This window comes from Synechococcus sp. LTW-G (assembly GCF_054459035.1).
The window spans coordinates 121,560-146,524 of sequence record NZ_JBTKYW010000006.1; the positions used below are offsets into that span (position 1 = coordinate 121,560).

Annotated in this window: 29 protein-coding genes; 14 read left to right on the forward strand and 15 right to left on the reverse strand. The window is 64.8% G+C overall.

The window, feature by feature from the left end; genetic code table 11:
• The first annotated feature begins 6 nt into the window (after positions 1-6).
• The 4 genes from lpxA to ACXIQ9_RS10290 all read left to right on the forward strand — a co-directional run bounded on the left by lpxA (position 7) and on the right by ACXIQ9_RS10290 (position 2,986).
• Positions 7-840: an acyl-ACP--UDP-N-acetylglucosamine O-acyltransferase gene (gene lpxA, locus ACXIQ9_RS10275; protein WP_459016602.1), complete on the forward strand. Its 834-nt coding sequence runs from the start codon at positions 7-9 to the stop codon at positions 838-840.
• Positions 837-2,027: a lipid-A-disaccharide synthase gene (lpxB, locus tag ACXIQ9_RS10280; protein WP_459016603.1), complete on the forward strand. Its 1,191-nt coding sequence runs from the start codon at positions 837-839 to the stop codon at positions 2,025-2,027. Before lpxA ends, lpxB begins: the two co-directional genes overlap by 4 nt.
• Positions 2,024-2,659, forward strand: a complete 636-nt coding sequence (msrA, locus tag ACXIQ9_RS10285) for a peptide-methionine (S)-S-oxide reductase MsrA (RefSeq protein WP_296421505.1) — start codon at positions 2,024-2,026, stop codon at positions 2,657-2,659. The genes lpxB and msrA overlap by 4 nt, the downstream gene beginning before the upstream one ends.
• Positions 2,660-2,791: 132 nt before the next feature.
• The gene (locus ACXIQ9_RS10290) at positions 2,792-2,986 is read left to right on the forward strand and encodes a hypothetical protein (RefSeq protein ID WP_010315443.1); all 195 of its coding nucleotides are present in this window, start codon (positions 2,792-2,794) and stop codon (positions 2,984-2,986) included.
• On the opposite strand, the gene ACXIQ9_RS10295 is transcribed toward ACXIQ9_RS10290, so the two are convergent.
• Genes ACXIQ9_RS10295 through ACXIQ9_RS10315 form a run of 5 tightly spaced genes read right to left on the reverse strand, consistent with a single transcriptional unit; the run spans position 2,983 to position 6,797 of the window.
• Positions 2,983-3,225 carry a hypothetical protein gene (locus ACXIQ9_RS10295; RefSeq protein WP_459016604.1) on the reverse strand — a complete coding sequence of 81 codons (243 nt, stop codon included), beginning with the start codon at positions 3,223-3,225 and terminating at the stop codon, positions 2,983-2,985. The two genes, ACXIQ9_RS10290 and ACXIQ9_RS10295, sit on opposite strands and share 4 nt — an antisense overlap.
• 19 nt (positions 3,226-3,244) lie before the next feature.
• Positions 3,245-4,741: a leucyl aminopeptidase gene (locus ACXIQ9_RS10300; RefSeq protein WP_459016623.1), complete on the reverse strand. Its 1,497-nt coding sequence runs from the start codon at positions 4,739-4,741 to the stop codon at positions 3,245-3,247.
• Positions 4,742-4,778: 37 nt separating this feature from the next.
• Positions 4,779-5,381: a GIY-YIG nuclease family protein gene (locus tag ACXIQ9_RS10305; RefSeq protein WP_459016605.1), complete on the reverse strand. Its 603-nt coding sequence runs from the start codon at positions 5,379-5,381 to the stop codon at positions 4,779-4,781.
• A gap of 4 nt (positions 5,382-5,385) precedes the next feature.
• Positions 5,386-6,054, reverse strand: coding sequence for a ComEA family DNA-binding protein (locus tag ACXIQ9_RS10310; protein ID WP_459016624.1), 669 nt, complete (start codon positions 6,052-6,054; stop codon positions 5,386-5,388).
• 32 nt (positions 6,055-6,086) lie between these two features.
• Positions 6,087-6,797 (reverse strand): response regulator transcription factor, encoded by a 711-nt coding sequence (locus ACXIQ9_RS10315; RefSeq protein ID WP_459016606.1) that lies wholly within the window; start codon positions 6,795-6,797, stop codon positions 6,087-6,089.
• A gap of 125 nt (positions 6,798-6,922) precedes the next feature.
• Here ACXIQ9_RS10315 and ACXIQ9_RS10320 point away from each other — a divergent pair, with 125 nt between their 5' ends.
• Positions 6,923-7,246, forward strand: a complete 324-nt coding sequence (locus ACXIQ9_RS10320; RefSeq protein ID WP_010315455.1) for a DUF1825 family protein — start codon at positions 6,923-6,925, stop codon at positions 7,244-7,246.
• Positions 7,247-7,288: 42 nt separating this feature from the next.
• Positions 7,289-8,551 carry a tyrosine--tRNA ligase gene (tyrS, locus tag ACXIQ9_RS10325; protein WP_296415757.1) on the forward strand — a complete coding sequence of 421 codons (1,263 nt, stop codon included), beginning with the start codon at positions 7,289-7,291 and terminating at the stop codon, positions 8,549-8,551.
• 79 nt (positions 8,552-8,630) lie between these two features.
• Here the strand turns inward: tyrS and ACXIQ9_RS10330 are convergent, their stop codons facing one another.
• Positions 8,631-9,044, reverse strand: coding sequence for a cupin domain-containing protein (locus tag ACXIQ9_RS10330; RefSeq protein ID WP_459016607.1), 414 nt, complete (start codon positions 9,042-9,044; stop codon positions 8,631-8,633).
• Between the two features lie 95 nt (positions 9,045-9,139).
• Between ACXIQ9_RS10330 and pyrF the strand changes: the two genes are divergently transcribed.
• Entirely contained in the window at positions 9,140-9,856 is a 717-nt protein-coding gene (pyrF, locus tag ACXIQ9_RS10335; RefSeq protein WP_459016608.1) for an orotidine-5'-phosphate decarboxylase, read from the forward strand.
• Here pyrF and ACXIQ9_RS10340 read toward each other — a convergent pair.
• Genes ACXIQ9_RS10340 through hpf form a run of 5 tightly spaced genes read right to left on the reverse strand, consistent with a single transcriptional unit; the run spans position 9,853 to position 14,452 of the window.
• Positions 9,853-10,995, reverse strand: a complete 1,143-nt coding sequence (locus ACXIQ9_RS10340) for a glycosyltransferase family 4 protein (protein WP_459016609.1) — start codon at positions 10,993-10,995, stop codon at positions 9,853-9,855. The genes pyrF and ACXIQ9_RS10340 overlap by 4 nt on opposite strands.
• A 28-nt stretch (positions 10,996-11,023) precedes the next feature.
• Positions 11,024-12,421 (reverse strand): MFS transporter, encoded by a 1,398-nt coding sequence (locus ACXIQ9_RS10345; RefSeq protein WP_459016610.1) that lies wholly within the window; start codon positions 12,419-12,421, stop codon positions 11,024-11,026.
• On the reverse strand, positions 12,379-13,188 hold the full coding sequence (gene recO, locus ACXIQ9_RS10350) for a DNA repair protein RecO (RefSeq protein WP_459016611.1): 810 nt from the start codon (positions 13,186-13,188) through the stop codon (positions 12,379-12,381). Before recO ends, ACXIQ9_RS10345 begins: the two co-directional genes overlap by 43 nt.
• Positions 13,185-13,856: a deoxyribose-phosphate aldolase gene (gene deoC, locus ACXIQ9_RS10355; RefSeq protein ID WP_296415762.1), complete on the reverse strand. Its 672-nt coding sequence runs from the start codon at positions 13,854-13,856 to the stop codon at positions 13,185-13,187. The genes recO and deoC overlap by 4 nt, the downstream gene beginning before the upstream one ends.
• An 8-nt stretch (positions 13,857-13,864) precedes the next feature.
• Positions 13,865-14,452 (reverse strand): ribosome hibernation-promoting factor, HPF/YfiA family, encoded by a 588-nt coding sequence (gene hpf / locus ACXIQ9_RS10360; protein WP_010315472.1) that lies wholly within the window; start codon positions 14,450-14,452, stop codon positions 13,865-13,867.
• A gap of 47 nt (positions 14,453-14,499) precedes the next feature.
• Here hpf and lipB point away from each other — a divergent pair, with 47 nt between their 5' ends.
• The 5 genes from lipB (at position 14,500) to queA (ending at position 20,140) form a co-directional block, all read left to right on the forward strand.
• Positions 14,500-15,195: a lipoyl(octanoyl) transferase LipB gene (gene lipB / locus ACXIQ9_RS10365; protein ID WP_459016612.1), complete on the forward strand. Its 696-nt coding sequence runs from the start codon at positions 14,500-14,502 to the stop codon at positions 15,193-15,195.
• 28 nt (positions 15,196-15,223) lie between these two features.
• Positions 15,224-17,140, forward strand: coding sequence for an AMP-binding protein (locus tag ACXIQ9_RS10370; protein ID WP_459016613.1), 1,917 nt, complete (start codon positions 15,224-15,226; stop codon positions 17,138-17,140).
• 77 nt (positions 17,141-17,217) lie between these two features.
• Positions 17,218-17,661 (forward strand): YlqD family protein, encoded by a 444-nt coding sequence (locus tag ACXIQ9_RS10375; protein WP_459016614.1) that lies wholly within the window; start codon positions 17,218-17,220, stop codon positions 17,659-17,661.
• Between the two features lie 68 nt (positions 17,662-17,729).
• Positions 17,730-19,049: a dihydrolipoamide acetyltransferase family protein gene (locus ACXIQ9_RS10380; RefSeq protein WP_459016615.1), complete on the forward strand. Its 1,320-nt coding sequence runs from the start codon at positions 17,730-17,732 to the stop codon at positions 19,047-19,049.
• Between the two features lie 14 nt (positions 19,050-19,063).
• The gene (queA, locus tag ACXIQ9_RS10385) at positions 19,064-20,140 is read left to right on the forward strand and encodes a tRNA preQ1(34) S-adenosylmethionine ribosyltransferase-isomerase QueA (protein WP_459016625.1); all 1,077 of its coding nucleotides are present in this window, start codon (positions 19,064-19,066) and stop codon (positions 20,138-20,140) included.
• 44 nt (positions 20,141-20,184) lie between these two features.
• Here queA and ACXIQ9_RS10390 read toward each other — a convergent pair whose 3' ends face one another.
• The 3 genes from ACXIQ9_RS10390 to ACXIQ9_RS10400 all read right to left on the reverse strand — a co-directional run bounded on the left by ACXIQ9_RS10390 (position 20,185) and on the right by ACXIQ9_RS10400 (position 21,905).
• A complete protein-coding gene (locus ACXIQ9_RS10390) occupies positions 20,185-20,784 on the reverse strand; it encodes a superoxide dismutase (protein ID WP_010315495.1) in 600 nt (199 codons plus the stop codon).
• 123 nt (positions 20,785-20,907) lie between these two features.
• Positions 20,908-21,516: an FKBP-type peptidyl-prolyl cis-trans isomerase gene (locus ACXIQ9_RS10395; protein WP_010315497.1), complete on the reverse strand. Its 609-nt coding sequence runs from the start codon at positions 21,514-21,516 to the stop codon at positions 20,908-20,910.
• Positions 21,517-21,563: 47 nt separating this feature from the next.
• Positions 21,564-21,905, reverse strand: a complete 342-nt coding sequence (locus ACXIQ9_RS10400; RefSeq protein ID WP_010315499.1) for a phasin family protein — start codon at positions 21,903-21,905, stop codon at positions 21,564-21,566.
• Positions 21,906-22,298: 393 nt separating this feature from the next.
• On the opposite strand from ACXIQ9_RS10400, the gene ACXIQ9_RS10405 reads away from it, so the two are divergent.
• Positions 22,299-23,081 carry a sterol desaturase family protein gene (locus ACXIQ9_RS10405; RefSeq protein WP_459016616.1) on the forward strand — a complete coding sequence of 261 codons (783 nt, stop codon included), beginning with the start codon at positions 22,299-22,301 and terminating at the stop codon, positions 23,079-23,081.
• An 89-nt stretch (positions 23,082-23,170) separates the two neighbouring features.
• Here ACXIQ9_RS10405 and psbA read toward each other — a convergent pair whose 3' ends face one another.
• Positions 23,171-24,235 (reverse strand): photosystem II q(b) protein, encoded by a 1,065-nt coding sequence (gene psbA / locus ACXIQ9_RS10410; protein ID WP_459016617.1) that lies wholly within the window; start codon positions 24,233-24,235, stop codon positions 23,171-23,173.
• 311 nt (positions 24,236-24,546) lie between these two features.
• Between psbA and ACXIQ9_RS10415 the strand changes: the two genes are divergently transcribed.
• Positions 24,547-24,825 carry a hypothetical protein gene (locus ACXIQ9_RS10415; protein ID WP_459016618.1) on the forward strand — a complete coding sequence of 93 codons (279 nt, stop codon included), beginning with the start codon at positions 24,547-24,549 and terminating at the stop codon, positions 24,823-24,825.
• The last annotated feature ends 140 nt before the right edge of the window (positions 24,826-24,965 follow it).

Genomic DNA, 24,965 nt, shown 5'->3' on the forward strand with positions numbered 1-24,965 from the left:
CCCCCCATGACTCAGGCCGTTATGAACGGGGACAGCACCCGAATCCATCCCACCGCCGTGGTGGATCCCAAGGCCCAGATCGACGCGGGAGTTGAGATCGGCCCCTATGCCGTGGTCGGTCCCGAGGTGTCGATCGGCTCAGGAACGCGCATTGGCCCCCATGTGGTGCTCGACGGCCGCGTCAGCATCGGCAAGGGCAACCGCATCTTCCCCGGTGCCTCGATTGGCGCCGAGCCCCAGGACCTCAAATACAACGGTGCACCCACCGAGGTCGTGATTGGCGATGACAACGCCATCCGCGAATGCGTGACCATCAACCGTGCCACCCATGAGGGAGAGCAGACCCGCATCGGTGATGGCAATTTGCTGATGGCCTACAGCCACCTGGGTCACAACTGCGACCTGGGGAATCGCATTGTGATCGCCAACGGCGTGGCCGTGGCCGGCCATGTGGTGATCGGTGACCGCGCCGTGATTGGAGGCGTGCTGGGCATCCATCAGTTCGTCCACATCGGCACGATGGCGATGGTGGGTGGAATGAGCCGGATCGACCGTGATGTTCCGCCCTTCGCGATCGTTGAGGGCCACCCTGGTCGCCTGCGGGGCTTGAACCGGATTGGTTTGAAGCGCAGTGGTCTGAGCGAGCTGGATGGCGGCGCACAAACCAAGCAGCTGCAGCAGGTTTGGTCCCAGCTTTATCGCGGTGATGTGGTGTTGGCTGAGGCGATCAAGGGCGTGCGTGAGCAGAGCCTGTTTCCCCCCGCAGAAACCCTGGTGAGCTTCCTGGAGGCCTCGATTGGCCCCGGTCGCCGAGGTCCCCTGCCCGCCGGGCGTTCATGAGGCGACTGCTGATTAGCACCGGCGAAGTATCCGGTGATCTGCAGGGCGGCCTGTTGGTCAAGGCTCTGCGGGAGGAGGCCCAGGCCCGTGGTCTTGAGCTGGAGCTCTTCGCCCTCGGCGGTGAGCGCATGGCCCAGGCCGGTGCAACGCTCCTTGCGAACACGATGGCGATGGGCGCCATTGGCCTCTGGGAGGCTCTCCCCTTGGTCTGGCCCACCCTCCAGGTGCAGCGCCGGGTCAATGCCTGGTTGCGTCAGTCCCCCCCCGACGGCTTGGTGCTGATCGATTACATGGGGGCCAATGTCAACTTGGGCCTCAAGGTCAAGCGGCTGCTGCCGAAGATCCCGATCCTCTATTACATCGCTCCCCAGGAGTGGGCCTTTCGTGTTGGCGAGGGGGGGACGACCCGGCTGATCGGCTTCACCGATCGGATCCTGGCGATCTTTCCAGAGGAGGCCCGCTTCTACGGCTCCCGCGGGGCCGATGTCACTTGGGTGGGGCACCCCCTGATCGACACCTTGACCCAGCTGCCCAGTCGTGAGGCGGCCCGCACTCAGTTGGGCTTGAAGCCGGATCAACGCCTGTTGCTGCTGCTCCCTGCCTCGCGCCAGCAGGAGTTGCGCTATCTGCTGCCGGACTTAGCTCAGGCGGCCGCTGAGTTGCAGCGGCGCTGCCCGGGACTGCAGGTAGTTGTGCCGGCGGGTCAGGCCAGTTTTGAGCCGGTCCTGAAGGAGGTCTTGACCCAGGCTGGAGTGCAGGCCCGCGTGATTCCGGCGGCGGAAGCCGATGCCCTGCGTCCGGTCCTCTGTGCGGCAGCGGATCTCGCCATCAATAAATCCGGCACCGTCAATTTGGAGTTGGCCCTGCGGGGGGTGCCCCAGGTGGTGGCCTACCGGGTCAGTCGACCAACGGCTTGGGTGGCCAAGCAGATCCTGCGCTTCAAGGTCGATCACATCTCACCGGTCAATCTGGTGGTGGGTGAGCGCCTGGTCCCGGAGCTTCTGCAGGACGAGCTCACCCCCGAGTCTGTGGTGGAAGCAGCCCTGCCGCTGCTGGAGGATCCGTCTGCCCGGGAGCGGGTTGCGCAGGGCTATCGCCGCTTGCGTGAGCTCCTTGGGGATCCGGGCGTCACCCGCCGGGCGGCCGCGGCGATCCTGGATGCCCTGCCAGGGGGGAGTGCGGCATGATCCGGCGCCTGTTGTCCGCCTGCTTGGCCATCGGCCTGCTGCTGCTGGGCCCCTGTGCCTCCGCGCTGGCCGCCACGGAAGAGGCGGTCCTCGCTGGTGGCTGTTTCTGGTGCCTGGAGCACGACCTGGAGGACCTGCCGGGGGTGATCGATGCCGAGAGCGGCTACAGCGGTGGCCATCTGGACAACCCGAGCTACGGGCAGGTCAGCTCTGGCGGCACCGGGCACCAAGAGGTGGTGCGCGTCCGCTTTGATCCCCAGACCATCAGCTACCCCACCCTCCTGCGGTCCTACTGGCGCAATATCGACCCCCTCGATGGTGGCGGGCAGTTCTGTGACCGCGGCGGGTCCTACAAACCGGTGATCTTCACCGAAGGCGAGCAGCAGCTCAGTCAAGCCAAGGCCAGCCTTCAGGCTGCAGCCAAGGAGCTGGGCAAGCCCGCCTCAGCGATCAAGGTGCAGATCAAGCCCCTCAAGCGGTTCTGGCCCGCCGAGGGGTATCACCAGAACTACGCAGTCAATAACGCGATCAAATACAACTACTACCGCTGGGCCTGCGGCCGGGATCGCCGCTTGGATCAGGTCTGGGGATCAAAGGCCCGCAGCGATGCTCCCTGGGTGACTGGACGCTGACCGGAAAGCTGAGGAAAAGCTAAAGAGCCGATTGCGCAAAATTCGGTTTTTTCGAGTACTGATCCGGTTTTTACGCCTTTTTCCTCCCGGCCGCCCGAATTACCCTTGCCTTGTCTCGACTGCAGGTTTTGTATGTATCTGCTGACGATTCGCGATGGTCTCGTGACACGTCATATCGGCCCCTACGCCACTCCGAAGCAGGCTTCGGACGATCTCGATCGCCTGTTGAAGCTCTTTGGTGATCGGGCTCGCTGGCAAATCCACGCCCTCGAAGAGCCGGCTTCCCTTCTTGGGGCATCCAGCGCTTCAGCCGCCGCCGCTGCCTAGCGGCGCGGTTGGTTCTGTCCTGGGTAGCCCCGCAGCAGTCCGCTTTCCACCATCAGTCCGACGGCGGCCACGATGGCCACCAGGCTGAGGGTTCCGTACCAGAACCAGGGGCCGTGGGGCTGCCCCAGGGCTTGGAGTGTCCGCCGCTGGACGGCCTCGCCCAAGAGACAGAGTCCCGCCGGCAAGAGCAGGACGCCCAGCTGGGCTTTGACGTACCACCGAAGTTTGGGCACCGCCACGCTGCAGGTCTGCCTGAGCCTAGGCGGCTCCCCCGGCCAGGACCCAATTCACCAGGGTGCGAACGCCAAATCCAGTGGCACCGGCGGGATCCAAGCCCCGGCCTTTGTCGCTCCAAACCGTGCCGGCGATGTCCATGTGGGCCCAGGGGATGTCCTTGTTGACGAAGTCCTGCAGGAAGAGAGCCGCCGTGATCGAGCCACCGGGGCGCGGGCCGGTGTTCTTCATGTCGGCCAGGCCGCTCTTGAGGCCAGCGCGGTAGGAGGCCCGCAGGGGCATGCGCCAGAGGTTCTCGCCGCCGTCTTCGCCGGCCTGCACTAGGGCCTGGGCTAGGGTGTCGCTGGGGGACCAGAGGCCGGCGATCTCGTCGCCCAAGGCGATCACGCAGGCGCCGGTCAGGGTGGCCAGATCCACCACCGCGTCAGGCTCCAGCTTGCAGGCGTAGACCAGGGCGTCGGCCAGGGTCAGGCGACCTTCGGCATCGGTGTTGTTGATCTCGATCGTTTTGCCGTTGGAGGCGGTAACGATCGCTCCGGGGTGGATCGCTCCGCCGCTGATCATGTTTTCGCAGGCGGCCACCAGCATGTGGACCTCGATGCCGGCCGGTTTGAGTTCCGCGATGGCTCGCATGGCGCCCAGCACCGCAGCGCTGCCCCCCATGTCGAACTTCATCATGTCGATCTGGGAGCCGGCGGTTTTGAGGTTGTAACCGCCGGAATCGAAGGTCAGGCCCTTGCCGACGAGCACCAATCGCCGCTTGATCTCCCCATCGGGGACATAGGTCAGGTGAATGAATTTCGGCGGCAGGTCCGAGCCCTGGGCCACGGCCAAGTAGGAGCCCATGCCCAGGGCTTCACAGTCGCTCCGCTCCAGCACCTTGAGCTGCAGGCCGAAGTCACGGGCCATGTCCGTGGCGGTCTGGGCGAGGGCGGCCGGGGTGACCACATTCGGAGGTGCGGCGACCAGTTCGCGGGCCAGCTCGACGCCGCTGCAGAGCGCTTGGCTGCTCGAGGCGGCGCCTTGGCAGGCGCTCAGCTCAGCGGCGGGTAGGCCCAGCAGCTCCACCTGGGCGGGTTGCTTGGCGGGTTCGGCTTCGCCTTTGAAGCGCTGGTCCTTAAAGAGGCTCAGCCGCACGGCCTCAGCCATGGCTGAGGCGGCAGCGATCGGGGCCAGGCCCTCGAGCGGCAGGGCGAGCCCCAGGCTGCTGGCGCCACTGCCATTTGCTGCTTTGGCGCCCATGGCCGCAGCGTGGCGCAGCTGCTCGAGGTTGAAGTCCGCGGCGGCCCCCAGGCCCACCAGCACCAGGGTGCTGGGCTGTTGATCCAGCAGCTCCACCACCAGGCTCTCGCCCGGCTTGGCTTTGAAACGGCACCGCTCCATGCGCGCCAGCAGGGCTTCGCCAAAGCGGCTCTTCAGCAGTTCACGGCTGCCCTCTCCGGGGGCATCGCTGAAGAGACCCACCACCAGGGCCTCCCCCGTCCAATCGCGGGCGGTGGCACTGCTGCAGCGGATCTCCATGGCCATCTCGAGCTCAATGGGCGCGATGGTAGGGCGATCAGCCCGGCTCGGCCGTGAAGGGGGTGGCCCAGCGGCCGCGGGTTTCCTTGTTAAACGGAGGCAGCCAGTGGCGAATCAAGGCTTGCTCCAGGGCTTGCCGTGCCCGCCGTTCGCTGGGGGCGTCGTGCCAGAAGCGGATGCTCAGCTGGCTCTGGAGGTTGGCCTGCTGCAGCGCCTCGCCATAGGCCGCTAGGTAGCCCTTGCAGTCGTGTTCGCCTTTCCAGCGCCGATCGGCCTGTTTGGTCTCCCCCACATAAAGGAGCAGTGCCCCCTCCAGGTGGGGCGGCCGGTCCACGACGAAATACAGGGCCGCACCATCGGGTTGGCGTTCGGGCCATCGCCAGAACTGAAGATGTTGTGGGGCCAGCTGTAGCGGATCGAGGCGTTGCACAGCCGCCGCACCGAGGCTGCCGCCTCCGAACAGATCCATCTGACCTGGGGGCAGCTGGTTGCCGCTGGCCACCGCCTCAAAGCGTGGGCTCTGGTAGTCCAGTAGACGCTGCTGCCAGGCGATCAGCTGATGCTCCTGCAGCGGGAGGGCCTCGCCGCTGATCCCGCCACCGACGGGTGTCGCGCCAAACAGTTCGCCTTGCCGTCCCATTCGCCTAGGCCGAGCGCGGCAGTTCTGGACCGGCGGAACCTTGGCCAAAGCGCACCTTTCCGATCAGCTCCTCCACCACCGACGCCGGCAGTTGCAGTCGCTCCTGTAGCTCCGCAAGGTCCTGGAAGGGGGCCCGTTGCCGCTCGCGCATCAGCCGTTGCCGCCGCTCCGGGCTCAGTTGGGGCAGTTGGCGCTCGAGTGCCTGGGCCGGGGCGCGGTTGAGGTCGATCAGCAAGGGCGTCACGGCCGTTGGGGCGCCATCGCCGTACCAGCGGAATTGCAGCAGGGGTTCCCAGCTGGCCACCAGTGCAGCGGGGAGGTCCAACAGGCGCTGGAGGTCGTCTGGACCGCTGAGTTGCACCCCACCCTGCTGGAGCCGCAGGAGCAGGTCAACTTGATCGCGCGTGATCTGCGGCAGCCGCAACCAGTCGTTGGCGCTGGCGCGATTGACATCGAGGCGCCAACCCAGGGCCGCCGCGTGCTGGACCTCCTGGGCGTTGGCCAGCCGCAGGTTCGGGTTGTGCTCGAGCTTGAGGGCGAGGAGGTCTTGCTCGATGCTCTCCTCCAGGGGCTGCGGTTTCGGCGCGACAGGTTGTGGTGCGCGCCGCGGCAATTCTCCCGCCGCCTCCAGCAGTCTCCGGGCCAGAGGATCCAACCAGTGGCCTCGGCCCATGGCGGTGTCGGGTGCGGCGGAACGGCCCGACCTTAACGAGGGTCTGGCCACTCGACCAAGCCCAGGCGAATGCCTTGGACCGCGGCCTGAATGCGGCTGTTGGCATTCAGCTTCTGGAAGATGTGCCGGACGTGGTCTTTCACCGTCTCAACCGAGAGGTGCAGGCGTTGACCGATGCCCTGGTTCTCGGTCCCGCCGGCCATCAGTCGAAGGATGTCCACCTCCCTGGGGGTCAGCTGCGCCAAGGGGGTGCCCTGGCCCTCGGCAAAGGCTTCGAAGTAGCTCTTGCTCAGGTTCCGGTCGAGGTAGAGCCCGCCGCTCTGCATGGCGCGAATCGCGGCCAGAAAGCTGCCGAAACCCAGGTTGCTTTCCAGGCAGAGCCCATCGCAGTTGGCCTGCAGTGCTTGGTGAATGGCCATCAAGCGCCGGGGCTGGGTGACCACCATCAAGGTGGCGGGCGGCTGGGGCAGGGCTTTGGCTTGGGCCACCAGGCTGCCGCCGTTGCCCTGCTCGAGCCGGTCGGTGCAGATCAGTACATCCGCCTGCCCCTGCTCCAACCTCTGCAATCCCTCGTCTTGGGTGGTCACCGCCCCGACGATCTCGGGCCCCGGCTGCAGGGCGGCAATGAATAGGGTCAGGGCGAGCCGTGAGCCGCTGCAGACCACCACGCGGGATTGACTGAGCAGCGCGTTGCCTGCGGCCACGTTGCCCCGCACGGCCGCCAGGGAGGGGGTGTAGTCCATCGCGACGCAGGCTGCACTGTTCACTGTGCGCACGGGCCGCGAACTTGGCAGCCCGTTACGCCTATCCGCACTCGTCAGGGCCGCTCAGGCTCGACACAATCGTTGGGCCCGCCCGGCTCAGCCTGATGGCCTTCTTTGAATCCGAGATCGTTCAAGAAGAAGCCAAGCGCCTGTTTGGCGATTACCAGCAACTGATGCAGCTGGGCGGCGAGTACGGCAAGTTCGATCGGGAAGGCAAAAAGCTCTTCATCGAGCGGATGGAGGAGCTGATGGACCGCTACCGCGTGTTCATGAAGCGCTTTGAGCTCTCCGATGACTTTCAGGCCAAGCTCACCGTTGAGCAGCTACGCACCCAGCTCAGCCAGTTCGGGATGACCCCCGATCAGATGTTTGAGCAGATGCAGCGCACCCTGGATCGAATGAAGGGGGAGCTGGACGCGGAAAGCTGATCCCCGTCTGCGTACGATCCGACCCCAGACAGCAGGGCGGACATGGCCAAGGGCGAGTGGGGACTGCCGCAGTGGTTGGAGCGCGGTGTCGCTGACCTGTTCCCCACCGGTACGGAAGCCAGTGATGCCGACCAACAGCTGGCTGCCCGCCTCGCTGAGGCCGAGAAGGCCGGCCGGCCCCTGCGGATCAAGCTCGGCATCGATCCGACCGGCAGTGACATTCACCTGGGCCACTCGATCCTGTTCCGCAAATTGCGGGCCTTTCAGGATGCGGGCCACACGGCTGTGCTGATCATCGGTGACTTCACCGCCCGCATCGGTGACCCCACGGGCAAAAGTGCCACCCGCGTTCAGCTCACGGCCGAGGAGGTCGAGTCCAACGCCCGCACCTATCTCCAGCAGCTCGGCCAGGGCCAGGACCCCGCGCGTGCCCTGCTGGATTTCGAGACCCCGGGCCGCCTGGAGGTGCGCCGCAACAGCGAATGGCTGGCCTCCCTCGATCTACCCAAGGTGATCGAGCTGCTGGGGATCTCCACCGTCGGCCAGATGCTGGCCAAGGAGGACTTCGCCAACCGCTACGGCTCCGGTACTCCGATCTCCCTGCACGAATTTCTCTATCCGCTGCTGCAGGGCTATGACTCGGTGGCCGTGCAGGCCGACCTGGAACTGGGGGGGACGGACCAGAAGTTCAACGTGGCCATGGGCCGCGACCTGCAGCGCCACTTCGGCCAGCGCACGCAGTTCGGGATGCTCCTGCCGATCCTGGCGGGCCTCGACGGCGTTCAGAAGATGAGCAAGAGCCTGGGGAACACGGTCGGTCTGGCCGAAGACCCGCTCTCGATGTACTCCAAGCTCGAGAAGGTGCCCGATGCGGCGGTCGAGGAGTACCTCACCCTGCTGACCAATCTCGATCTGGCGGCCCTGCCGGATAACCCTCGGGAGCGCCAAAAGGCGATGGCCCTAGAGGTGACGCGCCAGCGCCACGGCCAGGCGGCGGCTGATCAGGCCCAGGCCGATGCCGGCAAGCTCGTGGGCGGTGCCAAGGGCAGCGGGGCGGCGGACGCCGAGGTTCCCGAGGCATCCCTGGCAGAGGTGAACTTCCCGGCGAAGGCCTTCTATTTGCTCAGCGCCGTCGGCATCTGCGCCAGCAGCAGTGAGGCGCGCCGCCAAATCCAGGGCGGTGGGGTCAAGCTCGATGGCGAGAAGCTGGCGGATCCCAACCAGGAATTTGCAGGGCCCGATCAGTTGGCTGGCAAGGTGCTGCAGCTGGGCAAGAAGACCTTCCGGCGCCTGGTGGCGGGTTAAACCGCGCTGACCCGGCCCGATTGGATGTCAAAGAAGGCCGGCTGGATCTTGACCTTGCCGCTGGCCTGGCTTTTGTGACCTAGAGGCTGCGCAGCACAGCTAGGTCTTCCGCATCCAACGGCGTCGGGATGCCGTGCTCGAGCAGGTCGGCGAAACCGCCATCGCGGCTGAGCACTGTGATCAGGTACACCCTGCCTGGGCCTGGGTTCTCCAGGTCGTGGATCGCATCGCCGGGGACGCTGACAAAGTCCCCGCCACTGGCGGTGATGCTGGACTCACCGACGTGGAACACCACGTTCCCCCGCAGAACGAAGAACAGCTCGGCGGCCTGGTGATGGCTGTGGGCGGGGACCCGATCGCAGGGGTCATGCACCTCCAAGAACTGCGTGCAGCCGCCGGCTTCCGGCTTGCTGAGCAGGGCGAGCCGGCAGTGGTCATCGCTGCCCAGCCGAAACGCCTGGAGTTGCTCGGGATGCAGGATCCGCGGACCCATGGGCGAGGCAAGGTGCTGATCCCATGCTGGGTCGCTCCTGGAGAACGCGCCAGGACAATTCGTAGCCTGAGATCTTCATCGAGAGCTGCCTCCCCGTGACCAGGCCTGCCGCTGAGCGGATCATCGTTGCCCTCGATGGCATGGCCCCGGATCAGGCCCTGGCCTTCAGCCGCGGGGTCGAGGGCCTGCGCTGGGTCAAGGTCGGCCTGGAGCTCTTTGTTCAGGCGGGCCCTGAGGTGGTGGCCCAGTTGCGGGAGCAGGGCCTGCGGGTCTTCCTCGACCTGAAGTTCCACGACATCCCCGCCACCATGGCCGGTGCCTGCCGGCGGGCGGCTGGCCTGGGTGCGGAGCTGATCACGGTCCATGCCTGCGCCGGTCGTGAAGCCCTGCAGGCTGCCCAGGCCGCCGCTGCTGAGGGCGCCCAAGTTGCTGGACTGGCCGCTCCGACCCTGCTGGCGGTGACGGTGCTGACCAGTTGGGAGGAGCAGCGGCTGCAGCGGGAATTGGCCATCCGTCAGGACATCGCGGAACGGGTTCCGGCCTTGGCGGCCCTGGCCGCAGGGGCGGGAATTGGCGGTTGCGTCTGTTCTCCGCTGGAGGCCTCCAGTCTTCGGGCCCAACACCCCGAACCGTTTGCCTTGGTGACCCCAGGAATTCGCCCGAAGGGCAGCGCCGCGGGCGATCAGGCCCGGGTGCTGGGTCCCGCTGAGGCCATCGCCGCTGGAGCCTCCCAGCTGGTGATCGGCCGCCCGATCACTAAGGCTGACGACCCCACCCTGGCTTTTGCCGCCTGCTGCGCCGAGCTGGCCTAGGCCACTGCCTGCGCCGCCGGGCTGAGCTCGCCGTAGAGCCGCTCCAGCTGGTCGATGTTGCGGGTGAGGGTGTAGCGCTCCAGCGCCCGCTGGCGGGCACGCCGGCCCAGTTCTGCACTGAGGACGGGCTGGTCCCGCAGCACCGGCAGCAGGGTGCGCAGTTGGGTGGTGACCCCTTGGGTGCTGATGACGATGCCGGCCCCGCCCTCGAGCACCTCCCCATCGGCCCCGGCATCGGTGGCGACACAGGCGGTGCCACTGGCCATGGCCTCCAGCAGTGCCAGGGACAGCCCCTCCACCAGTGAGGGAAGGAGAAAGACCTCCGCGAGCTGCAGGAGCGCCAGCCGCACGGCCTGCTCCGGTTCATGGCCCCACCAGAGGATGCCGGCGTCCTCGCCGTAGTTCTGCATCAGCGATTGGCGCATCGGACCATCGCCCACCACCACGAGCTTGCAGCCGCTGGGCTGGACCAACTTCCAGGCCCGCAGCAGCGCTTCGACGTTCTTCTCTGTGGCGATTCGCCCCATGTAGAGAAAGACCCGCTGGCAACTGAAGCGTTGGCGCAGCTGCTGGAGCCGTTCGGAGGGTGCGGCTGGGTTGCCGGGACTCCAGCGCTGGGGGTCGACCCCGTTGGGGATCACCGCCAGGCGATCCCTGGGGACCCCGAGTCGCATCAACACATCCGCCTGCAGCTCCGAGAAGACCACCACCCGGTCGTACTTGGCCAGGGATGGGGCGTAGAGCTGATAGGTCAGCTGCTGGGTGCCGGCGCTCAGGTTGCGCAGGCTTGCGTCAAAGGGGGGGTGGAAGGTCGCCACCAGCGGCAGGCCCAGCTGCTGGCAGAGATCCGGCAGCCGGAAATCCAGGGGGGAGAGGGTCAAGCTGGCGTGCACCAGATCCGGTTTGAGCCGCTCCAGCGACTCCCGCAGTTCCCGCTGGGCCCCTGGGGAGGGAATCGTGTAAACCTGCGACTTGACCAGATAGGGCAGGGCCACGTCCGGGCTCGCCGTTCCTGGGCTGTCGAAGTGGATAAAGCTGATCTCGTGGCCCCGATCCCGTAGGGCCTCGGTGGTGGTCAGGCCGTAGGTGACGTTGCCGCAGAAGGGTGACTTCTTGCCCAACCAGGCGATGTGGGCCACGCAGCGGCTACTCGACCAAGTGCCGAAACTAGCAGCGTTTCCACGGCTGCTCGAGCAGCGCAGCGGCCACCGCCAGCCCCGCCAAGACCCAGAGGACCGGCAGTAGCCCGTAGCGGCTGACGATTGCGCCGGCGAGCACCAGCGGCAGGCTCAAGGCGATGTTGATCAGGTTGTTCTGCAGGCCAAAGACCTTTCCCCGCATCGATTCCGGGGTGTCCTCTTGGATGGTGGTTTGGGCGGGGATGGCCAGCAGGGCGGCCCCCACACCGAGCACTGTGCAGAGGGCGAGGGTGAAGCCGAGGCTGCCGCGCAGTTGGCCGAGCAGCACCAGGCTCCAGGCGATCGTTCCCAGGCCCGCGGAGGCCAGACGGCGGCGGTTGAAGCGATGGCCGATCTGGGCGACAGCGACGGCCCCCAGGGCGAGGCCGATGCCACTCATGGCCAGCAGGGTTCCGAATTGGGTGGGTCCCAGCTGACGGATGGCGGAGGCCAGGCTGATCGCCAAGACATAAAGCGCCGCCAGAAGGCTGTAGAGCAGCACCAGCTGGAGCATCGCGCTGCGGACGGTTGGACGCTGCTTAAGCACCTCCAGGCCTTCGGAGATCTCGCGCCAGATGTTCTCGTCATGGCTGCGCTGGGGGGTTTCCTCGACGCGAATCCAAGCGATCGACAGGGCAGCCAGGCCGTAGCAAAGGGGCAATAGGGCGAATTCGCCGTTGGCGATGCCCAGGGCCCCCAGGCCATATTTCAGACCCCGCAGGATCGGATCACCCAGGGCAAAGCCCACGATGGTGGCGGCCATGCTCGTGGCCTGATACAGCGAGTTGGCCGCCAGTAGCTGGCGCGTGGGCACCAGCATCGGGATCGCGGCTTGCTCCGCCGGTGCAAAAAACTGGGTCAGCACCGACTCCAAAAAGGTGATGACCAGCAGGGCCCAGTAGCCCCAGCTCAGCCCCAGCCAATGGGGGCCATCCAGCAGGCAGAGGGGAGTGAGCAGGGCCAGGCCGGCACGGATGCCATTGCTGGCCACCATCACTTCGCGCTTGCGCCAGCGATCGGCCCAGACCCCAGCCACCAAACCCAGGACCATCGCTGGGATGGTGTTGGCCACATAGATCCCCGTGGCCAGCAGGGTGATCCACTGGGCCCGGCCCTCGATGCTGAGGTTGAACGCCCCGGCGGCCTCCACCAGCGCACCGCCCTCGGGTGGTGTCGCTCCCGCCCAGTACTGGGCGATGAGGAACACCATCAACACGATGTAGAACTTGTCCGCCAGCTGGCTGAAGATCTGCCCAAGCCAGAGCTTGCGGAATTCGGGCAGGGCCAAAACCCCCTGGAGCCCTGTGTTGTCACCTGGAGACCGCGGGTCTTCGCTCACGTTCTTCAGGACCTCCCGGCTACCGATGATGCCCCATCGTCGAAGCATTGCCTCAGCATTCGCCAGGACCGGGCGCTGCGGTTGAGGTGTTCTCGGCACCAGAGCTCCAGCAGTTGCAGCAACCGGAGCCAGACCGACTGCGGTCCCATCAGCGTTCCATCGCGCTTGCGGGGCAACGCCGGCCGCAGCAGCCGCTGCAACAGGGCCAGCTCGGAGGCGTTCAGCACCATCTGGGCGCCGGGCACGGCGCCGATCACGAAGCCCTCACTGGGCAGCAGGCTGCAGCGCCAGTCCCAATTCCCCAGGGGCGGATCCAGGGGCTCCCCGCTGCGGCAGCACTCCGCCAGGGGCAGGGCGTAGCCCCCCAGGGCCAACAGGTGGGTGAGGCCCTGAACACTGATGGCCAGGGCTTCCAGGCTGTCTTGCTTCTCCTTGACCACCAACTCCAGGCGGGCGAGCTGCACCAGCAGGTCCTCTAGTAGACCCTCGATCGCATCGCCACTGGGCACCAGCAGTAGAGCCACCTCGGCCAATCCCTGGGCGGCGGCCAGGGTCTCCAGCCGCTCCGCCAGGTGGGAGAAGTTGCGCAGCACCCGCAGTTGGCGCACACGCTTCAGGCCGCTGCGGCCCCCCACCTGCAGGCTGAGGACCGCCAGGGGCACGGCGGCGGCCAGGGAACTCTTGGGCTTGCGGGCACCGGGGGCCGCCAGTCGGATCAGGCCCTCCTCATTGCTGAGGACCGTGATCAGACGGTCGCTTTCCCCCAGGGGACTGCTGCGCAGCACCAGCCCCTCAAGCCGTTGCTCTGGGCTCACGCTGCTTTGGCCCGCAGGGCCTCCATCAGGGCAACCCCTCGGCTGGTCCCCAGCCGGCTGGCCCCGGCTTCGACGAGGCCATAGGCCTGCTCAAGCCCGCTGATGCCACCGGAGGCTTTGATCGCGGCCCGGCCACGGGCCAGTTGCCGCAGCTGTTTGACCTGCTCAAGGCTGGCCGCCGGGCCAAAGCCGCTGCCGGTCTTGAGCATGCTGGCGCCGACATCGATGCTGGCCTCGACGGCCCACTCCAGAACCTCGGGCGACAGCCGTCCCACCTCCAGGATCACCTTGAAGGGCAGCCCCAATTCGGCGATCGGGGCAAGGTCCTCGCAGAACTGACTGCTGTTGCCGTCGGCCAGGGCCCCGAAGTCCGGCACCACATCGAGTTCATCGGCACCGGCGGCCGCGGCCCATTCGGCCTCTTGGCGCTTGATCTCGGCGGGAATCGCGCCGAAGGGGAAGCCGATCACACTGATCAACTTCGGGCCCCGCCCGCCGCTTGGACCGAGCCGCTCCCGGGCGAGATCCAGCCAGCGGGAGGCCAGGCAGACCCCGGCAAAGCCGAAGTGTTTGGCCTCATCGCAGCAGCGGAGGATGGCCTCTTGGCCCTGGTGGGGATCCAACAGGGCGTGATCGATCAGGGGAGCGAGATCGGGCAGGTCGCGCACAGTTGCGTTCAGTCCTTGGCCTGGATGACGCCAAATCCTCCATGGTTGCGGCGGTAGACCACCTGCAGCTCATCACTCCCGGCGTCGCGGAAGAGATAGAAGTCGTGGTCGATCAACTCCAGTTGATGCAGGGCCTCCTCGAGGCTCATCGCCGGCATCGAGAAGTACTTGCGGCGCACCCCGCGGCTGGGCAGACCGGCTTCCTTGCCGTCCAGCAGAGATCCGCTGACGCTGTCATCGCCGGCCATCTCCACCACGCTGGGGGTCTCGCTGGCGTGGTGGCCATGGCTGTGGTGGTGGTCGCCGTGGCGGTCCTTGTAGCGGCGCAGCTGCCGCGTCAATTTCCCGGCCACCAGATCGATGCTGGCGTAGAGGTTTTCGCTCCGTTCCTGGGCGCGGATGACGGTGCCGTTGGCGAAGACCGTCACCTCGGCGGTCTGTTGCGGAACCCGGGGATTGCGGGCCACCGAGAGATGCACGTCCGCCTCTTTCACCATCCCGTCGAAATGACTGGTCGCGCGCTTGAGCTTCTCTTCGGTGTACTCGCGGATGGCTGGAGTGACCTCCAGATTGCGGCCATGAATCACGAGCTTCATCCCTTGCCTCCTCGGCGGTGGACCCGCTTAAACGCTAGGAACGGTCAGTGAGTTCAACCACGGCCTCGCCCGCTCGCGACGCAATCTGTTTCGAGCCCACCGGCTGCGTTCCCTTCGCGCTGGCCTGGGATTGGCAGCAGCAGTTGCAACGGCGTCTGCTGGAGGACCCCGATGGGCCGGAGGCAGTGCTGCTGCTGGAGCATGAGCCCTGTTACACCCTCGGTCGCGGGGCCGACCCGGGGTTTCTGGGCTTTGATCCAGCCGATCCCCCCGCGCCGCTGTTTCGGATCGATCGCGGCGGTGAGGTGACCCACCACTGCCCCGGGCAGTTGGTGCTTTACCCCGTGCTCAACCTGCAGCGCCATGGCGCTGATCTGCACCTCTATCTGCGGGAGTTGGAGGGGGTGGTGATCGATTTGTTGGCCGAGCTGGGCTTGGAGGCCGGCCGCATGGAGGGGCTCACGGGGGTTTGGCTGGAGGGCCGCAAGCTGGCCGCCATTGGGGTTGGTGCCCGCCGCTGGATCAGCCAGCATGGCTTGGCCTTGAACGTGGAGGCAGACCTCGCCGGTTTTGCCGAAGTCGTGCCCTGCGGGATTGCGAACCGGGAGGTCGGGCGGCTGGTGGATTGGCGGCCGGAGCTCACGGCGGCGGCGCTGCGGCCGCGCCTGCTGGAGACCTTCGCACGTCGCTTTGGTTTGCAGTTGCGAGCCCCAACCCTGCAGGAGCAGCTCCAGGGGTGGTAAGACCGGGGCCAACTGACTGATATCCCCCATGCCGCTCGCCGAGATCAGCTGGACTGGCAGCCGCCAAGATCAGCGCGCCTTGGCCGAGAGGCACGACTGGAGTGCACTCCGCGGCCTTGAGCAGCTCTGGGGGCAGCTGGCTGAACGCCACGGCGATGCGCCTGCCCTGGAGGCTCCCCATGCCAAGCCGCCGGAGCAGCTGAGCTTCCGCGCCCTGCATCAACAGATCGAGCAGGCTGCGGCAGGGTTTGCGGCTCTCGGGGTCCGGCCGGGGGAGGTGGTGGGGTTGTTCTCGGAAAACTGCCCCCGCTGGCTGGTGGCGGACCAGGGTCTGATGCGTCTGGGGGCTGCGGATGCAGTTCGCGGCAGCGCGGCCCCCGTGGATGAGCTGCGCTACATCGCGGGCGACTGCGGCGCGGTGGCGCTGGTGCTGGAGTCCGCAGAGCTGCTGCAGCGTTTGAAGCTCAGCAGTGAGCTCCTCGGGCAGCTGCGCTTTGTGGTGCTGCTGCAGGGGGACCGCGGTTCGGTGGTGCCGGTGGTCCCTTGCTTCACCTGGGATGAGCTGATGGCCAAGGGGGCGAGCAGCTCCGCTCCTGCCTGGCCTGAAGGCGGAGAGGAGCGCCTGGCCACCGTGCTCTACACCTCGGGCACCACGGGCCGGCCGAAGGGCGTTCCCCTGAGCCACGCCAACTTGCTGCAGCAGCTGCGCAGCCTCGGTGTGGCGGTGGCGCCGCGCCCGGGCGATCGGGTCCTGAGCGTTCTGCCGATCTGGCACGCCTATGAGCGCAGCGCGGAGTACTTCCTGCTCTCCTGCGGCTGCCAGCAGACCTACACGACGCTCAAGCAACTGCGTCCGGATCTGCAGCGGGTTCGCCCCCACTACCTGATCAGTGTTCCTCGGCTCTGGGAAGCCCTGCTCAGTGGCTTTGAGGATGCCCTCAGCGCCATGCCGGCGAGCCGCGCCAAGCTGCTGCGATCGGCCCTGAAGGTCAGCCGATTCCACTGCCTCTCGAGGCGGGTGGCGGCGGATCGCACCTTGATCCCTGAGCGCAAGCGCCGCCGTCTGGCCGCCGCCGCCGGGGCGCTGCTGAGTTGGCCCCTGCATGGGGTGGCCGAGCAGTTGTTCTGGCCAAAGGTCCGCGCTCAGCTGATCGGAGGGCGCCTGCGCACGGCCATCAGCGGTGGCGGTGCCTTGGCGATCCACGTCGATGGTTTCTTTGAGGCCATTGGCATTGAGCTGCTGGTGGGCTACGGCCTGACCGAAACCAGCCCCGTCTTGACCTGCCGTCGCCGCTGGAACAACCGCCGCGGAAGTTCCGGCCAACCGCTTGCGGGCACCTCCATCAAGATCACCGATCCCGAGACCGGGGCGGTTCTGGCCATCGGCGAGCGGGGCAAGGTCTTGGCCAAGGGCGCCCAGGTGATGGGCGGCTACCTGGGCAAGCCAGAGGCCACCGCCAAGGTGCTCGATGCCGAGGGCTGGTTTGACACCGGGGACCTCGGCCACCTGCTTGCCGACGGCACCTTGGTGCTGACCGGCCGCGCCAAGGACACGATCGTCCTGAGCAGCGGCGAGAACATTGAGCCGGGCCCCCTGGAGGAGTGCCTGGTGGCCTGCTCTTTGGTGGAGCAGGTGATGCTTGTGGGGCAGGACCGCAAGGCCCTGGGCGCCTTGGTGGTGCCGAAGCTGGAGAACCTGGAGGCCTTCGCGGCCGAGCAGGGGTTGTCGGCCGCCGATCCGGCGCTGCTCAAGGCCCTGACCAGCCGCCTGAATCGCCGCCTGCAGTCCCGGGTGGGCGCCCGCCCGGATGAACGGCTGGCGGGGGTGGCCCTGGTGGAGGCCTTCAGCATCGACAACGGCTTGCTCACCCAAACCCTCAAGCAAAAGCGCGATCGCATCGTCGATCGCGATGCTCAAGCGATTGAGGCGATCTACGGGCGCTAGGGCCGGGAACCCGCCCGAGCCGGGCGTTGTCGGCCTCGCTTGCCCCTGACAGGCTGGGCGCCGCGAAACCCCCTTCCATGGCCGACGGTTCCCTCTCCGTGAAGCGCTCCATCACCGTTCGCGCGGTGGTGACCCCCCGTTGGAAGGAGGACGCCGAGCGCGAGATCAGCGCGGCCATCGCCAATAGCGACGCCCAGCTGGGGCAGCTCGAGCACGAAGGCCAGCAGCTGGTGGAGGCGATCCGCAGCCAGAGCGCCAACCCCCTGGATCCCCGCGTCCAGGAGCAGGTGGGTTCCGTGCAGGAGCAGGTGGCGGCCAAGCGTGCCGAGCTTGAGGAGCAGAAGCGTCAGCTGCTCGAGCAGCAGCGCCAGGTCCGCGACCTGGAGATGGAGCAGATCGTTGAGCAGGGCCAGCTCGACAGCTTCACCGACGTCAAGGTGGGCGACAACCTCGTGGAGAAGCTCCAGGTGGCTGTGGTTGTGCGCGATGGGGTGATCGAGTCGATCGAGGGAGCCCTCTGAGTCGCCACTCCGGAGGTCCCTGCCGCTGAGCCGCGTAAAATCCGCCTCAATTGAGCGGCAGACCTCCGTTGGCCACCCACGAAATCTTCATGCCCGCCCTCTCCTCCACCATGACGGAGGGCAAGATCGTGGAATGGCTGAAGAAGCCAGGTGACAAGGTCGGCCGCGGTGAGTCTGTCCTGGTCGTCGAGTCGGACAAGGCCGACATGGACGTTGAGTCCTTCAACGAGGGCTACCTCGCAGCGGTGTTGATGCCCGCCGGCAGCACGGCCCCCGTTGGTGAAACCATCGGCCTCGTGGTGGAGACCGAGGCTGAGATCGCCGAGGCCCAGGCCAAGGCCCCCAGCGCACCAGCCGCCGCTGCCGCTCCCGCCCCGGCCGCTACTCCGGCACCTACCCCTGCAGCGGCTCCTGCCCCCGCACCCGTTGCTGCAGCCCCGGCTCCTGTTGCCGCTGCCCCCATTAGCAATGGCCGGGTGGTGGCCAGCCCCCGGGCCAAGAAACTGGCCAGCCAGCACGGCGTCGCCCTCGAGACCCTGCGCGGCAGCGGCCCCCACGGCCGAATCCAGGCCGAGGACGTTGAGCGGGCCCTGGGTCTGACCGTGGCTGTTCCCCGTGTGGCCGAGGGCTCAGCTCCTGCTGCCAGCGGCAGCGGAAATGGTGCCGCTGCTCCTGCGGCTGCACCGGCTGGCAATGCCTTTGGCCGTCCCGGCGAGAGCGTGGCCTTCAACACCCTGCAGGGTGCGGTCAACCGCAACATGGTGGCGAGCCTGGCGGTGCCGACCTTCCGCGTCGGCTACACGATCACCACCACCAAGCTGGACGCCTTCTACAAGCAGGTGAAAAGCAAGGGCGTCACCATGACCGCCCTGCTGGCCAAGGCCGTGGGTGTGGTGCTGGCCCGTCACCCCCAGGTCAATGCCGCCACCAGTGCCGATGGCAGCGCCATGGTTTACCCCGCTGCGGTGAATGTGGCCGTGGCCGTGGCGATGGAAGACGGTGGCTTGATCACCCCCGTGCTGGCCAATGCCGACAAGACCGATATCCACTCCCTGGCCCGCAACTGGGCGGATCTGGTGAGCCGGGCCCGCAGCAAGCAGCTGCAGCCTGAGGAGTACAGCACCGGCACCTTCACCCTTTCCAACCTGGGGATGTTCGGTGTGGATCGCTTCGACGCGATCCTGCCCCCGGGTACCGGCGCGATCCTGGCGGTGGCCGCTTCCCGCCCCACCGTCGTGGGCGGCAAGGACGGCTCGATCCGCGTGGCGAACCAGATGCAGGTCAACCTGACCTGTGATCACCGCGTGATCTACGGCGCCGATGCGGCGGCCTTCCTGAAGGATCTGGCCCAGCTGATCGAGACCAACCCCGAGAGCCTGGCCTTCTGATCAGCGACGATCAGCTGCTTTCGAGCTACGTCTTCGATCTCCCGGAGACGTTCATCGCCCAGCGCCCCGTGGAGCCCCGCCACGCGGCTCGGTTGCTGGCGCTGGAAGGCCCCGAGGGCTGCAGCCACCAAACGGTCTGGGAGCTGCAGCAGCTTCTGAAACCTGGTGACTTGCTGGTGGTCAACAACACCCGGGTGCTGAAGGCGCGCCTTCAGGCCCGCCGGGCCAGCGGCGGCGCGGTGGAGCTCCTGGTGCTGGAGCCTGTGGCAGGCAGCGATTGGCTCTGTTTGGCCAAGCCGGCCAAGCGCCTGAAGCCGGGCGAGATCCTGCAGATGGAGCATCCCGGTCAACCGCCCCAGCCCCTGGAGATCGTGGCCGTCGACGCCGAGACCGGTGGCCGGGTGGTGCGTTTTCCGGCAGAGTGCACCACCCCAGAAGCGATCGAGGCGCTGCTGGCGCGCTATGGCGAAATCCCCCTGCCGCCCTACATCCACCAGCACTCCAGTGAGGACGACAGCCGCTACCAGACCCGCTATGCCTCGCGGCCCGGGGCGGTGGCTGCTCCCACGGCGGGCCTGCACCTCAGCGATGCCTTGCTCGAAGCCCTGGAGGCGCGAGGTGTGCAGCGCACAACTGTGACCCTGCATGTGGGCCTGGGCACCTTTCGGCCGGTGGAGACCGAGGACCTGACCCAGCTGGAGCTCCATAGCGAGTGGGTTGAGGTGTCGGCGGCCGCTGTGGAGGCCGTCGCCCAGTGCCGCGCCCGCGGTGGCCGGGTGATTGCGGTTGGAACCACCTCCGTTCGCAGCCTGGAGGCTGTGGCCCAGCTCCATGGGGGCGAGCTCCAGCCCCATGCAGGCCCGGTGAATCTGGTGATTCAGCCCGGCTATCGCTTTGCGGTGGTGCAGGGACTGCTGACGAATTTCCACTTACCCAAGAGCTCGCTGCTGCTGCTGGTCAGTGCCCTGGTCGGGCGCCGCCGCCTGCTGGATCTCTATGAGGAGGCCAAGGCCGAGGGCTATCGCTTCTTCTCCTATGGCGATGCGATGTGGATCGCACCGGAATCGGTTCTCGAGAGCGCCCGACCATAAAAAAAGCCCCCGCTTGTGCGGGGGCTTGGCTTGGATCGCTCGAATCAGGCGGCGGCCAGGTTGGCGGCCACGAAGTCCCAGTTGACCAGCTTGTCGAGGTAGGTGCTGATGTAGTCGGGGCGGCGGTTCTGGTAGTCCAGGTAGTAGGCGTGCTCCCAGACGTCCATGGTCAGCAGGGCCTTCTGGCCGTGGGCCAGGGGCAGATCGGCGTTACCGGTCTTGGTGACCTTCAGGGTGCCGTTGTCGAGCACGAGCCAGGCCCAGCCGCTACCGAACTGGGTGGCGCCGGCTGCCTTGAAGGCCTCAACGAACTTCTCGAAGCTGCCGAAGTCAGCGTTGATCTTGTCGAGCAGCGCGCCGCTGGGGGTGCCACCACCGTTGGGCTTGATGCACTGCCAGTAGAAGCTGTGGTTCCAGACCTGGGCGGCGTTGTTGAACACACCAGCCTTGCCGGCATCACCGGCCACGGCAACGATGGTGTCTTCGAGGCTCTTGCCTTCCAGATCGGTGCCAGCCACCAGGTTGTTGAGGTTGGTTACGTAAGCGTTGTGGTGCTTGCCGTGGTGGAACTCAAGGGTTTGGCGGGAGATATGGGGCTCGAGGGCGTCGAGGCCGTAGGGCAGCGCGGGCAGCGTATGAGCCATGAACGGAAGGATCGTGCTTTTCAATGCCCGGCCAAATGCCGGACGGCGGCGGCATCCTAACGATCGTTTGAAGTTTCGACAGTCGCGGGAACCGCACCGCTGGCGCGGCTCCCATGGAACGGATCAGCCCTTGATCTCGAGCAGTTCAACCTCAAAGATCAAGGTGGCGTTCGGGGGGATCACACCGCCGGCACCGCGCTCGCCGTAGGCCAGATCGGGGGGGATCACGAGCTTGCGCTTGCCGCCCACCTGCATGCCGGCGACGCCCTCATCCCAGCCCTTGATCACGCGACCGGCGCCGAGGGGGAAGCTGAAGGGACCGCGGCCGTAGCTGCTGTCGAACTCTTTGCCGTTCTCAAGGGTGCCGCGGTAGTTCACAACAACGAGCTGACCGGAGCTGGCCTCAGGGCCATCACCGATCACCAGGTCGGTGATGCGCAGACCGCTGGGGGTCATCCGTTCTTTGGCCGCAACCATTTCTCCTCCGAGGGCAGACGCCCCACTGTCGGCGATGACGTCGCTGGCCATGGTGAAGAGGCTGGGGTTGGGGTCCTCCGGATCGAGCTCGATCTGGCCGCTGAAGCTGGCCTGGACTGGGGCACTGGCCACGGCCTGTTGCACGGCCGGCTGGCTGGGGGCGGCGTTCACGGTGGAGGGCGCCACGATCTGGCTCACCAGTGCCAGCAAGAGGCAGCCGACGCAAACGGCGGAGCTGATCAGGATGTCCCGCATGGCTGGATCAAAGAGGCATCAAGGGCCGATTCTCGCCTAGTTGCCTCTCAGTCCGGGATCTCGAGTTGGGATTGCTTTTGCCGGAGCTGCTGCTCCAGGCGATCGATGCGGCCCCGCAGTTCATCCACCTCCCGCTGGCGGGCCAGGCCCAGGTCCTGCAGCAGGTGGTCCAGGTTGCGCTCGACCTGCCGTTCGGTCTGTTTCTCCAGTTCGGGGTTCTCGCCGCGAAGGCTGGCGAGAACGTCATCCACCAAGGCGCTGGCCTGGCTTGGATCCAGGCGCCCACTGCTGACCCAGGCCTGGGTCACGCTCCGCAGGCGATCGGCCACCAGTGAAGTGGTGCCAAGGCCGCGGAAGAGAAGTTGTTGCAGGGTCCGGCTGGGATCCATATCACTTCTTTAGTGGTAAGCGAGCTGAGCTGATCAGAGAGGGTTGGCGCCAGCTCTGCCTTTTGCAGGTCTAGCTGGCCCAGAGGTCAGGCGCCTATGAACAGTGCGTCTGACCCAAGCACATCAACAGTTTTGAGCATGGCCAGGCTTGTGGCCTATCTGATCGCGTGAGTCATGCTTTTTGCCTGCTGAGTTGATGCTTTGCTGGAGCACGGCGTGCTCTTTATGGACCCAGTTTCTTATGCATTGTTCGAATCATTAAGGATCAGGATTGAGAGGCTTCCTTGATTCTCGCGATTGGCAGTCAATGCAGAAGATCTGCTGCATATTTGAGACTTGATCCCTTGGGTTGCTGAAGGTTAATAGCTTGGTCTAGATGGAGTTGGATTCACGGTGACGGTGCCAGGGCCTTTCGCTTCGGTCGTTGTCTTGCTTGATCGAGTAAGTCTCTTTTTGATGGGCTTTGTTGTGATTTTTCTGATCATCAGTGCTCGCTCTGTTCTGATCGCTCTTGTCTCGGGGCTCTTGCTTCGAGATGGTCCCAGCTGTTTTGGCCGAGCGAATGCCAGCGATCTTCGACTCAGCTTTTCGTCTTCATTGGTCTTCGCTTGTGTTGGCTCAGTTTCGCTGATCCTGCATGGATCTGGGTACGTACAGCTTTACCATCACGAGTCTGAATGGCAGCTTCCTTTTCAGTTGACAGGATTTCTTGGTGTTTTGGCTGTACAGGATGCCGTCTTCTACTTTGTTCATCGCCTTCTGCATCATCCTGCCCTCTACAGGATTGCGCACCTAGGGCATCATCGGTCAAGGCATTGTTCAGCCTGGACTTCATTTGCTTTTGACCCAATCGAGTCACTCTTCCACTCTGTTTTTATTGTGGTTGTTGCGATGACCGTTCCGCTTCACTTCGTCACACTGTTTGCCCTTCTTGTGACGATGTCTGTTTGGGCTGCTTTGAACCACATGCCGCCGGCTGGATTGCCGGAGGCATTTCCTCATCACTGGTTGGGGCGTTGGTTGATTGGCCCTGTTCATCATTCCATTCATCATCAAAAACAGGGCTCTAACTTTGGGCTTTATTTCACGTTCTGGGATCTTCTATTCGGAACGCAGGATCAGGGATACGCTCGAAGTGTCTCGCGCGTTGTTAGAAAAGATTCACTGTTGCGTTGAATGGCTTAAAAAGGACTGGTGAAATTCTCGCCAGTCCTCCTTCTCTTGATTGCCTCAGTCAGGGCTTTTGTCTGTTGGATCCGCCATTTTTACTTCATGGCTATTTGGAGTGTGCTTGAGACCGCAAGATCAAGTGGGAAATTGTGAGCATTTCTTTCGTGCATGGCTTCGATGCCAAGATCTGCCCGGTTGAGTACATCAGTCCAGCTGTGAACGACACGACCTTGAGGATCAAGGATCGATTGATTGAAATTTAGACCATTCAGTCCAAAGGAAACGCTGGCGATTGCAAGGGACGAGAACCAAATCCCGAGTACTGGCCATGCAAAGAGAATGGCATGGATGCTTCGGCTGTTATTCAATGCTGCATAGGGGAAGACGAGCCGACCGAAGTAGGCGTGAGCTGAGACGATGTTGTAAGTCACCTCCTTCTGGCCAAAGCGATATCCACGATTAATCGACTCCTGTTCTGTGGTTTCTCGAACCAGGTTGCTTGAGACGAGTGATCCATGAACTGCCGCGAGGAGTGCTCCCCCAAATGTTCCGGCTACGGCAAGCATGTGAAATGGATGCATTAATACATTGTGTTCAGCTTGGAGGACAAGCATGAAGTTGAATGTGCCCGATATTCCAAGAGGCATTCCCTCTGAAAACGAGCCCTGGCCCATTGGGTAAACCAGAAGTACAGCCATTGCGGCTGACCAAGGTGCTGAAAAGGCAATGGCAATCCACGGCCGCATTCCTAGGCGATAGCTCAATTCCCACTGCCGCCCCATGTAGGCCGTGATGGCGATCAGAAAGTGAAAGACAATTAATTGGTACGGTCCGCCGTTGTAAAGCCACTCATCCAGACTTCCCGCTTCCCAGATCGGATAAAAATGGAGTCCGATGGCATTTGAGCTGGGCACGACTGCGGCGGTAATGATGTTGTTCCCACTGAGGAGTGATCCTGTGATGGGTTGCCTCACGCCGTCCAGGTCGACACCCGGAGCGCTGAGGAAGGCAATCACAAACGCCGCAGTGGCAGCGAGGGTCGTTGGAATCATCAAGACCCCAAACCAGCCGATGTAAAGCCTTTGGTTGGTCGAAGTGATCCAGTCTCCAAATGCAGACCAGGTCTGCAGTCCATTGCGGTTGGACAAGAATGTTGTCATGAAAAGTCCTTTGAGGTTCAGTCCCGCTGCCAGGCTTGTGGCACTCAAATGGCCCGGCTATTTCGGGAGCTGGTGAACGAAGAAAGTGCATTTCAAGGGTCTTGATTCCTCAGTGATCTCTGCACCTTCTCCGATAGACCCTGATGCCTTCCCTCTGGGCCTTTGGGTTTCGCTGTATCTTTGCTTCACTTTGGCTTTAAGCCAATGTCGATCGATCTAAATCTTCTTTTTCTAGATGCAAAACGGCTGCATTTCCTCCTTAGATCTGCAGGTGTTGGCTTTTCCTTGGCCAGTTGATTCAAAATCCTGAGGTGGATTCACTTCGTCGCCGCAGCATCAGCGAGCTCAGTCTTCGTGACTATTGCCTTTATCGGGCTATTTGCTCAGAGCTCGAGGTTCTCGAGGACTCCATTCAGGTTGATGGTCAATCAGGCGGTCATCTTCTGGAGCTGGCGGTGGCTATGCGTGATCGGCGTCTTCTTGTCGAGTGGTTGCGTGAATTGGGGTATCCCCCAAGCTCTGATCTCACCGACAGCGGTATCACTCCAGAGTTGGAAGAGCAGCTGATCGCCCACGGATCTGATTGGTAGCTCTTTCGTTCAATCGACCACAGCTTCTCAGCGGGCCACTGAACATGTGTCCATGTAATCACTAAGAGATCGCCCAGTAGCCGATGACAGCTGTCTGCGCGCTGGGCGGTTGTTTTCACTGCTTCCAGCCCTGTAGCAGC

Excerpts from the sequence above, each read along its gene's own strand:
- lpxA (WP_459016602.1), top strand. The coding sequence starts at position 7 with ATGACTCAGGCCGTTATGAACGGGGACAGCACCCGAATCCATCCCACC.
- lpxB (WP_459016603.1), top strand. The coding sequence starts at position 837 with ATGAGGCGACTGCTGATTAGCACCGGCGAAGTATCCGGTGATCTGCAG.
- msrA (WP_296421505.1), top strand. The coding sequence starts at position 2,024 with ATGATCCGGCGCCTGTTGTCCGCCTGCTTGGCCATCGGCCTGCTGCTG.
- ACXIQ9_RS10290 (WP_010315443.1), top strand. The coding sequence starts at position 2,792 with ATGTATCTGCTGACGATTCGCGATGGTCTCGTGACACGTCATATCGGC.
- ACXIQ9_RS10300 (WP_459016623.1), bottom strand. The coding sequence starts at position 4,741 with ATGGAGATCCGCTGCAGCAGTGCCACCGCCCGCGATTGGACGGGGGAG.
- ACXIQ9_RS10305 (WP_459016605.1), bottom strand. The coding sequence starts at position 5,381 with ATGGGACGGCAAGGCGAACTGTTTGGCGCGACACCCGTCGGTGGCGGG.
- ACXIQ9_RS10310 (WP_459016624.1), bottom strand. The coding sequence starts at position 6,054 with ATGGGCCGAGGCCACTGGTTGGATCCTCTGGCCCGGAGACTGCTGGAG.
- ACXIQ9_RS10315 (WP_459016606.1), bottom strand. The coding sequence starts at position 6,797 with ATGGACTACACCCCCTCCCTGGCGGCCGTGCGGGGCAACGTGGCCGCA.
- ACXIQ9_RS10320 (WP_010315455.1), top strand. The coding sequence starts at position 6,923 with ATGGCCTTCTTTGAATCCGAGATCGTTCAAGAAGAAGCCAAGCGCCTG.
- tyrS (WP_296415757.1), top strand. The coding sequence starts at position 7,289 with ATGGCCAAGGGCGAGTGGGGACTGCCGCAGTGGTTGGAGCGCGGTGTC.
- ACXIQ9_RS10330 (WP_459016607.1), bottom strand. The coding sequence starts at position 9,044 with ATGGGTCCGCGGATCCTGCATCCCGAGCAACTCCAGGCGTTTCGGCTG.
- ACXIQ9_RS10345 (WP_459016610.1), bottom strand. The coding sequence starts at position 12,421 with ATGCTTCGACGATGGGGCATCATCGGTAGCCGGGAGGTCCTGAAGAAC.
- hpf (WP_010315472.1), bottom strand. The coding sequence starts at position 14,452 with ATGAAGCTCGTGATTCATGGCCGCAATCTGGAGGTCACTCCAGCCATC.
- ACXIQ9_RS10370 (WP_459016613.1), top strand. The coding sequence starts at position 15,224 with ATGCCGCTCGCCGAGATCAGCTGGACTGGCAGCCGCCAAGATCAGCGC.
- ACXIQ9_RS10375 (WP_459016614.1), top strand. The coding sequence starts at position 17,218 with ATGGCCGACGGTTCCCTCTCCGTGAAGCGCTCCATCACCGTTCGCGCG.
- ACXIQ9_RS10390 (WP_010315495.1), bottom strand. The coding sequence starts at position 20,784 with ATGGCTCATACGCTGCCCGCGCTGCCCTACGGCCTCGACGCCCTCGAG.
- ACXIQ9_RS10395 (WP_010315497.1), bottom strand. The coding sequence starts at position 21,516 with ATGCGGGACATCCTGATCAGCTCCGCCGTTTGCGTCGGCTGCCTCTTG.
- ACXIQ9_RS10400 (WP_010315499.1), bottom strand. The coding sequence starts at position 21,905 with ATGGATCCCAGCCGGACCCTGCAACAACTTCTCTTCCGCGGCCTTGGC.
- psbA (WP_459016617.1), bottom strand. The coding sequence starts at position 24,235 with ATGACAACATTCTTGTCCAACCGCAATGGACTGCAGACCTGGTCTGCA.